10 protein-coding genes are annotated in these 8,644 nt (G+C 64.0%); all 10 read right to left on the bottom strand.

Going from position 1 to position 8,644, the window contains the following annotated elements; all coding sequences use genetic code 11:
• Window positions 1-2,147 (bottom strand): phage tail tip lysozyme (locus EOA33_RS15240; RefSeq protein WP_348628242.1); only part of this gene is annotated, 2,147 nt, incomplete at its 3' end.
• Window positions 2,148-2,156: 9 nt separating this feature from the next.
• Window positions 2,157-2,948 (bottom strand): hypothetical protein, encoded by a 792-nt coding sequence (locus EOA33_RS15235; protein WP_190234279.1) that lies wholly within the window; start codon window positions 2,946-2,948, stop codon window positions 2,157-2,159.
• Between the two features lie 4 nt (window positions 2,949-2,952).
• The gene (locus EOA33_RS15230) at window positions 2,953-3,414 is read right to left on the bottom strand and encodes a GNAT family N-acetyltransferase (protein WP_127405982.1); all 462 of its coding nucleotides are present in this window, start codon (window positions 3,412-3,414) and stop codon (window positions 2,953-2,955) included.
• A complete protein-coding gene (locus EOA33_RS15225; RefSeq protein ID WP_190234278.1) occupies window positions 3,411-5,204 on the bottom strand; it encodes a hypothetical protein in 1,794 nt (597 codons plus the stop codon). The genes EOA33_RS15230 and EOA33_RS15225 overlap by 4 nt, the downstream gene beginning before the upstream one ends.
• Before the next feature lie 53 nt (window positions 5,205-5,257).
• Window positions 5,258-5,962 (bottom strand): hypothetical protein, encoded by a 705-nt coding sequence (locus EOA33_RS15220; protein ID WP_127405981.1) that lies wholly within the window; start codon window positions 5,960-5,962, stop codon window positions 5,258-5,260.
• Complete coding sequence (locus EOA33_RS15215; protein ID WP_127405980.1) at window positions 5,962-6,621, bottom strand: hypothetical protein; 660 nt, start codon at window positions 6,619-6,621, stop codon at window positions 5,962-5,964. The genes EOA33_RS15220 and EOA33_RS15215 overlap by 1 nt, the downstream gene beginning before the upstream one ends.
• A gap of 40 nt (window positions 6,622-6,661) precedes the next feature.
• On the bottom strand, window positions 6,662-6,868 hold the full coding sequence (locus tag EOA33_RS15210) for a hypothetical protein (protein WP_127405979.1): 207 nt from the start codon (window positions 6,866-6,868) through the stop codon (window positions 6,662-6,664).
• Between the two features lie 61 nt (window positions 6,869-6,929).
• Window positions 6,930-7,421, bottom strand: a complete 492-nt coding sequence (locus EOA33_RS15205) for a hypothetical protein (RefSeq protein WP_127287261.1) — start codon at window positions 7,419-7,421, stop codon at window positions 6,930-6,932.
• Window positions 7,422-7,433: 12 nt separating this feature from the next.
• A complete protein-coding gene (locus tag EOA33_RS15200; RefSeq protein WP_127405978.1) occupies window positions 7,434-8,417 on the bottom strand; it encodes a phage major capsid protein in 984 nt (327 codons plus the stop codon).
• 2 nt (window positions 8,418-8,419) lie between these two features.
• Window positions 8,420-8,644: hypothetical protein (locus EOA33_RS15195; protein ID WP_210212575.1), on the bottom strand; the 225-nt coding region annotated here is incomplete at its 5' end.

Genomic DNA, 8,644 nt, shown 5'->3' with positions numbered 1-8,644 from the left:
CTCCACTTCAAGCCGTTGCTGGTCGTGCCGCCACCAGTACCTGCGTTGCCAGCCGGCGCGGAGCCGCCGCCGCCCTTGATCGCGTCGACCATCTGCCGGATACGCGCCAGCTTGTCGTCGAGCGATGCCTTCGCCTCGCCTGGCTTGGGCGTCAGGATGGCTGCCTGGTTCTCGACTTCCGCTGGCGCCGCCGTCGCGCCGGACACGCTGTAGAGGTAGGACGCGATGATGGTGCGCAGCGAGTTCGATGCCCGCTGATATTCGGGCGATTTCAGGTACTCGGCGCCAAAGTCGGAACCGCGCGGAATAGCCGACAGAGCCTGATCCGAGGGATTGGACAGGGCCGAGAAGTTTTTTTCGACGATCTGCAGTTCGGGCGCGACGACAGAGTACAGCTTGTTGTCGCGCTGCTGCTGCTCGTTCAGCGGCTTCTGCTTCGCGCCGGTGAGCGGCAGGATGCCCGCGTTCTCGCTCGGCGGCGGATTTGCTGCGCGCGGGCTGGTCGGCGCCGGGCTCGCTGGCGCGGCCGGTGCTTCCGGTGCCGGCGCGGGTGTCGGTGCCGCCTTGGGCGTCACAGGCATCGCCGGGCCGCCAGCGGAAGCCTGCCCAAACACGCCCTGCGGCGTCAGGAACAGCAATTCGCCATTCGGGCCGCTGATCGTCTTGCCGGCCGCGAGTTGCTGCGCCTGCTCGACGGTGAGGCCGCCACCATCCATCAGGCCGTTGAGCGCCTGAGCCTCGACGGAATTGCCCGTGAACCTGAATTGTCCGGCGTTCGGACCATTGCCGATGCTGACAGCCCGCGTCTCGCCCGTGCGCTTGTTGTACAGCGTCCGCTCGTCGAGCTTTTCCCAATCGGTCTGCTGGCCGGTGTAAACGGGCTCGTGCGTTTTGGGATCGACCAGGACACCACCCACCTCGATCGGCTTGTTCTGCTCGGCCGCGAACTTCTCCCGGTCGAAGTCGAGGCGCGCCTTATCGCCCGGCTCGATCTGCGGGTTGCGCAGCTTCTCGACCTCCAGCCGGTTCTTTTCCAGTTCGAGCTGGTTTGCCGGGTTGGCCTCATCGAGCTTCTGTTTCAGCATCAGGTTGACGACGCCGCGCTGTTGCTCGGACAGGCGCGGATCCTGTGAGGCCTGCAGAAGTTGCTGCACGCTCGGACCCCCGGAGGAGGCTGAATTGGCCTGCGCGACCGTCTGCGGCGCCGCTGCCGCCTTCGCAGCCACCGGAGGCGGCTCTGTCGCTCGCGGCGACTGCACGGTCTGAGCGACCGTCGCCGGGCCGTCCGGTGCCGGACGCTTGTTCAGCGCTGCCGACACGCCCGCGCCCGGTTCAATGCTCGCCACCTGAACCGGCGCGGCGTCGGCGAAACGCGATGCGAAGGAATTGGCCATGGAAATGCGGCGGGCGGCCTCGCCGCCGGGGCGGTTGTAGCCGGCGAACTTCCAGGCGTTGTTCATGAGGCGCTGTGCCTCTTCCGGCGACTTCGCAGCGTTCAGCGAGTCGATCAGGCCGGGGTCTTCCTGCAGGAAATATTGCGCCTGGAGCTGCGGCGACGGAGCGTTTGCATCGCCGCCATTGCTGCCGGCAAAGGTGCGCATCGCCGCAAAGCGCGGGCCGCGCCACGACAGGATGCCGCCAGCGGTGCCAGCCTGGCCGCTTTCGCTCGGGTCCGACCAGGAACCGAAAGCGTTCTTCGGACTGAAGCGGCTTTCGGCGTTGGCGGTCGCGGCGACGGCGGCGAGGCCGTAGGGATTGGTGACCTTGCTTTTCACCGTGTCCATGAAGCCGTTGTAGACATCATTGCCGGAGAGGTCCGGAGCGCTGCCCATCGAGCCGCCACCAAGGGCCGAGGCGACCACATTGCTTCCGCCGCCGCTCGGCGCCGCTGTCGACGTTGCGGCCGGCGCGCCACCGCCGAAAAGCGCTGAGAAGACGCTATCGCCGCCCGCGCGCATGTCGCCTTGCGCCTTGATGATGCGGTTCAGATCACGCCTGCCCCTGATCGCCTGTCCGACCACGGCAAGGCCTTCGCCGACATTGTGCGCGATCGGCTGCTGGTTGAGCAGGGCCTCGGCAACGGCGCGAGCCTTCGCCAGTTCCTCGGGCGTCTGGTACTGCTGGCCGGGGCCGAAGATGAAACCCATGATCCCCTCCTAGATGAACGACGCGCCGAGAGAGAACAGGCCGCCCAGAAGGTTCTGGGTGTTCGCCTGGCTCTGCTGCCAGTTTTGGAGCTTCTGGTTGTAGTTGGTGTTGATCAGGCCAGCGACGTCGGTCGTCGGGATGGTCGGCATATTCGCATTTACGAAATTCGGCTGGCTGACCTGCGAGCCGGACAGCAGAGCGGTCAGGTTGTTGATCGGCGCCGAGTTCTGCGCCAGTGCTTCCTGCACCGCCTGGCCACGACCGGTCAGCAACAACTGGTCATAGGCGTCGTTTTCGCCCTGGTTCTGAATGTTCTGCGCATGGGCGTAGTTGTCGGAGCCGAGGCGAATGCCGCGATTGATCAGGTCGGCCTCATTCGCGGCGCGGCGGGCGTCCAGCGCCGGCTGAAGCCGCTTCATGCCGAGGTCCATCAAGCGGGCTTCGGTCGCGTCGTTCGACAGGTCGACCGGCTTCGACAACCAGTCTTTCAGGAACGACGACTGACCAGCGGCCAACTCGCCGAGGTTGAGCTTGGCCTGGTCGGTCTGATCCTTGATCGCCTGACCGGTCTGCGAAAGCGTCTGCGTCGCCGTGTAGGTCGGGATGTCGTAGGACTTGCCCGTATAAGGATCGTTCCATTTATAGGTGCCCGACTGCTTGTAGGTCAGCGAACCATCCGGCGTGACCTGGTTGACGTTGCCAAGGTTCGCGTTGGCGACCGCCGTGCCGACGTTCGTCGAGGTCGAGGCGGCAGAGGTCTCTTTGGGATCCGGCGGGGCGGGAGGATCGGGCGCGCACATCTTGTCAGGCCTCCTGAAGGAAATACGTCATTGCAATTGCCGACCGCTTGAAGCCCACGCGCTCGCACATCTTGGTAACGCGTAGGTCGGTGGCGATGGTCACGTGCGCCCTGACGCAGCCGCGCGCTTTGAGTTCGGCCAGGATGTGCCTGGTGAAACGGCGTCCGATGCCGTTCCGGTGATCTGGCCGCATATAGATCGTGTCCTCCATGGCGATGGGTTCGGAGTTGTGCATGTCCTGTGTGATCCAGATGAAGGCGTAGCCGACAGCCTCGCCCTCGATCCTGACCACGAAGCAGAGCAGATGGCTGGCGGTGCCGTAGACGTTCAGACGCGGCTTGAACTCGCCGATCGTCATGCCCTCGGCCGCCATGCGCGCCTGCATCTCGCCGTAGTGCTGGCGGCAAAGCGGTTCGAGTTCCGGCCAGGCCGCGTTGAAGTTCTCGATGGCGATGTCGTAGCTCATACGACCACCCCGCCATTTTCAAAGGTCACGTCGAGCTGCACGAACTCGACATCAGGGCGGCGGTTGAGAAAGCCGGTCACCTGCACCTGCGGCTGCATCACGTATCCGGTCTTGCCGATCGAAATCCATTGGCCACCGCTGACGGTCGCCACCGGCGCGGCCTGATCCCAAAGCGCCACGTCCCACAAGCCGGAATCCCAAAGGTCAGCCGTGCCACCATCGGCCGCGTCCGGCGCCGTCGGCAGGGTCAGCGTGTAGTTTACCGAGAACGAAATCTTCGGATTGAACGGGGTCGAGGCGAGGAACGTCGGGCGCGCTTGGTGGACGGTCTTCAGCCGGCCAAGCGTCTTCATGTGATCGGGATTGCCGACATAGGTGTAATAGATCGGCCCGCTGTCATCGTTGCCGTTGATCTCGCCTTCGAAGACCTTGCCGTCATTGGTCCCGAAGAACAGGCGGCTGTCGTGCAGTTCGATGCAGCGGGTTGCCCATCCCACGAACTTGCACCAGGCGCCGGTCTCAAGATTGACGACGAACGACCAGGCCTCCTGCCCCTCGGCCGTGATCGGCAGCGAGACGATGGCATAGTTCATGTCCGGCCACTTGATGACTTCCCAGGGCAGCGACAGGCGCCGGGCCGCTTCATGCTTCCAATCCGGCTCGATGTTGCGTGAGACGGCGGCAAGGGACAGTGCGGCCGCATCCTTGTTGATCGCGGCCGAGATCGGAACCATGCCTTCCTTCGTCGCCACGATCAGATCGCCACCGGCGCGCATGGTGGCCCGCTTGCCCATGGGGGTGGTGAGGTCATAGCGGCCGACAAGATTCCATTCAGCGGCGGTCGCACCGGCCGGGTTGCTGCCTTCGAAAATCGCCGCCTCGCCCTCGGTCGTGACGAACACGCACTTGTCGTCGATGCCGTCGCCGGCATCCAGCGACCACGTTCCGCCGAACAGCAGCGAGCCGCCGCGCTGGAAGACGCCGGACAGGTTCAGCGTGCCGAGCGCGCCGGTGACGGAATCGACCGGCAGATAGCTGGCCTTCATCGTGCCGCCCTGGATGAAAAACAGGCGGTTTCGGTAGAGCCAGACGTGAGACAGCGCGCTGGTCGCAACGCCGGTGATCGCCGCCGAGACCTGAACGACGCCGCCTGGAATGTTGGCCGTGGCCGAACCGCCGCCAGCGCCGGTGATGGTTTCGTTGTCGACGAACGTCCCGGTAATCGACTGGATCATTAGCGAGCCGGTCGAGCCGTTGTCGACGTTCTTGACGACGGTCGCCGTTGCGCCGCTCGTGCCGCCCGTCACGACCTGGCCGTTGATGAAGTTGACTGTCTGGGCATCGAAGTTCAGGCGATAGGTCGAGAGGCCGTTGACCGCCGTCCAGTCGAACGTCGTTGAATAGAGCTGCAGGAAGTCCGTTCCGTTGACCGCCACGACGAACGACCCCCCCGACGTCGTGAAATTGACGTAGGAGTAATAGCCCGACGTCTGGCCGGTGACCGACGCGGCCGGCGGCGTGACAGCATCGGCGGGCGCCGTGACATCACGCACCGTGGTCTCGTCGCAAGCCCAAATCTTCTTGGTGCCGCCGGCATTGTAAGTGATGAAGCTTTCGACCGGGTCGCTGCCGATCGTGGCACGCTTGACCGAGCCGCCGCGCATCACAATGCCGGTCGACGTCGGCAGCCAGTTCTCAAGCGTCTGGGCCGAGAACGGCTTGGACTTCACCAGGCTCTGGTTGGTGACCCAGCCGGCGACGGGCGCGCCGAAGGTGAAGGGTTGCGCCATGGCGCGCGCAGGGGCCGGAACGGCTTTCCGGCGGCCGGGAAACCGCTCGTACCTCACGCTGCACCTGTGACCGTGCCAGGCCATGCCACGCGCCGGCCGCGCCAACTGACAGGCGGCTGACCGGACACGACCGGCTTAGAACCGCCGTCCGTATCGATCCGGCGCACGAGCAGGTCCTGGTAGTCGTCCAGATCCTGCTCGTAGGCCTGCCCCTTGTTCTGCTTCCAACGGGCGATGATCGCCTTTTTCAGCAGTTCCTCGGAAAGCTGGAAGCTGTCGGCATCTTCGGTGAACATCGTCTTCTTCGACGTGTCGCTTGCCATGACCAGATCGTTGGACACGTAGAAGAATTTGACGGTTTCGGTGTTGGCCATCACCGGCCACTGGTGGAACTGGTCGCCGAAGATGATCCAGTAGCCGTTCACCGTGGCGATCGGCGTCACCTGAAGCTCAAGCCATTGATCCGGGCTGGTGAGGTGTTCGGTTGCCCACTGCCAGCGCGACGACCAGAGCGACGACGTTTTCTGCATCCGTCGGAAGTCGGTCGGCATGTCGAACGTGTCTGACATGCCGTCGCCGGTGAGCGTCTTCAGGATCAGCATTTTCTGCCAGTCATGGGCATCCGCGATTTCGGACGCCATGACGTTGGCCAGTTCCTGCATCTCGACCATCTCTCGACCGGTCGCGCCATAGACCAGCGTCGGCACTTCCATGCCGAGCACCGTCGCGGCGCCTTTGACCACGTGGAGGATCGACATCAGGCAGCTTCCCTGCCTTTGCCCTTCGGCTTGGTCAGTTCCTCGATCATGGCCTCCATCGCCTCCTGACGCTCCATCAGCGCGGCGATCTGGGCATCCTTGGCGGCCTCGCGCTCGGCGGCCTTGGCTGCGTCGCTGTTCTCGAGGAAGAGCGCCGCCTGCTTGCGCAGATCACGCATGTTCGGAAGACGCACGCGGTCAAGCTGCCCGTCGGTGAGGTCGCGGACTTCCTCGACCGTGCGAATGCCGGCGGTGCGCAGCACTTCGGCCTGTTCGGGCGTGACGCCAGACCAGGCGGCGAGCGCGGTCCCGTTGAGCGGGATTTCCTGCCCGCTTTTGAATGCGACATAGGCCGGCTCGATCTGGTTCCAGCGGGCCGTCATGAAACGCAGCTTCTCGCCGTCCTGGTCCTCGCCCATCAGCGAGGGGTCGGGGATCAGATGCCGGATGCGCTCGGTCGTGCGCGTGTTCAGCGGCGAATGCGAGGGCGAATACGTCACCCAGTCCTCGGGCTGAAGCTCAAGGATGCGCCGGCCGCTGGCGTCGAGCTTGTAGCCTTTGTGGTCGCACTTCTCCTTCACCGGATCGCCCTTGACCGGCAGCTTCTCGTAGCTCTGCTTGAACCCGATCACCCGGATAAGGGGCTGCGCTTCGCTCATTTTGTTCGGCTCCTGAAAAGTTGTGGGCGCCAGCGGCGCCCTACTGGTTGATCACTTCGACGATGCCGGGAAACTCGGCGAGCAGCGCCGCCCACTCGGCTTCGGACAGCGTTTCGGCATTGGCGAGGTTGATCGCGTTGCGGTGCTCTCCGCCGTTCCAAAGCTTGCGGAATTTCGGGAAGATGCCGGCCTGGGTATCGACAGCGGCGGGCTCGGCGGCTTCGTTCTTGTCGGACTTGTCGGCCATCTCTGGCGCTCCTTTGCGAGAGGAAAGGCGGGCGGGCCGTTGCAGCCCGCCCGAGGTGCGGTCAGTACGGGAACGCGCACATGATGATCTTCGCCGAGGCGTCGATCGCGTAGGCGCAAACCGTGTCGGTCACGGCGGCGGCCACCTTCAGGGTGCCGTCGGTGGTGGCCGAGAGGATCAGCGCATTGCCATCGCCGCCCGAGACGAGCGCGGTGGTGACGGTGGCCGGGCCTTTGACCTGGATCCAGCCGTACTCGCCGTTGCCCGGCGCGCCGGCCAGAACGCCGGCACCGTTGGCGGCGGTGTCGGACACGTCGGAGGTGACTTCGTTGTACTGGCCGGCCGAGACACCGCCGGCAGCGTAGAAGCCGACGACGTTGCCGACGACGGCGGCAATCGCGCCGGCGCCCTGGTTGTACTTCACGAAGCGGTAGACCTTGCCGTCATACGCTTCGTAGGTGTCGCCAATCTTCGGAGCCTTGCCGGATTCGGTGCCGGTGAGCTGCGCGGCGGTGAACGTCTTGGTGACGTCGATACCAACAAAAGAGGTCATCGTTCTTGCTCCTTATGCCGCGTCGAAGATCACGCCCTGAAGCGAGCGGTTCGAGCAGACGAGATTGCCCATCCAGTAGAACGGGATGACAACCGCATCCTGGTTGACGGGCTTCTTCTCGTCGTCCTGCGTCCATTGCGCCTCCTTGTGCTGGTCGACGTAGAGGTAGTCGGAGTTGAGGAAGTAGCCCTTCTCTGCCGTGGTCGTGAAATTCGTGTTGTCGTCGAAGATCACGTCGGCGGTCTTGTATTTCAGGCCGATGAAACCGGACTGAGCCATATCGGCGTCCATGTACCGCTGAAGCTGCTGCTCGCCGGTCTCGTACAGCGAGTAGAAGTCATGGCTGAACGTGATCAGGTCCGGTTTGTCGGCGCCGCGATTCAAGGTGAGCCAGATCGCGTTCATGTCCGCCTTGAAGGTCGCAGCATTGGCCGCGTTCGGGGTCGCGGCAAGGTTGGTGCCGGTGGCCTCGCGGAACTTGTTGCGCCAGAACGTCCACGTCGCGGCGTCGATACCGCCGACGATGCCCTGGCCGTTGGTCTGCAGGATGTTGGCCAGGCCGCCGATCTGGTTCGACAGCGAGCCGTCGGAATAGAGGTCGACGGAGAAGTTGTTGGCAGCCGTCTTGAGCGCGTTGTTCTTCTTGGTCTTCACCAGGTTGATCATCGCGAACTTGCCGGAGTTCTGCCGAAGCTCCTTACCGCTCGACACGACATGCAGCGCGACCTGCGCCCAATCGTACTTGGCGGAGGTGACGACGTCCGAGCCGTTGGTGTTCAGCGTGTCGAGGCCGGCGTAACGCTGATAGGTGCTGTTTTCCGCGTATTCGAGCTGCACCTGGATTTCGGTGCCGCCGTCAAGATTGCGGATCTTGTTCTTCTTCTTCAGCCGGTTGAGGAAGGCGTTGTTCTTCGAAACGTTGTCCGCCACTTCCGTCGCGCTGTTGCGAAGGGTGGTGGACACCATTTCCGTGAAGGTAGTCGACGGTCCAGCCATCGCTATTGTCCTTTGTGGTTCCGGTCGTAGACAGCGGCCAGTTCCTCATCTTCGGTGAGAACCCGAGCCTTGCCCGACGCTGTTGAGGGGATGTTGACGGAGTTGGCGCGCTTGGCCGCGTCGACCTTTCCGGTGTCCTTGGGAGCGGCCGGTTTCGCGGCGGCTGCCTTGGCCCGCAGATCGGGATCGGCGTTAACTGCCATGTCATAGGCCAGGTTGAACACGGC

It is taken from the genome of Mesorhizobium sp. M4A.F.Ca.ET.050.02.1.1, from assembly GCF_003997725.1.
GTDB lineage: Bacteria > Pseudomonadota > Alphaproteobacteria > Rhizobiales > Rhizobiaceae > Mesorhizobium.
This window is presented reverse-complemented; position numbering and strand designations above follow the sequence as displayed.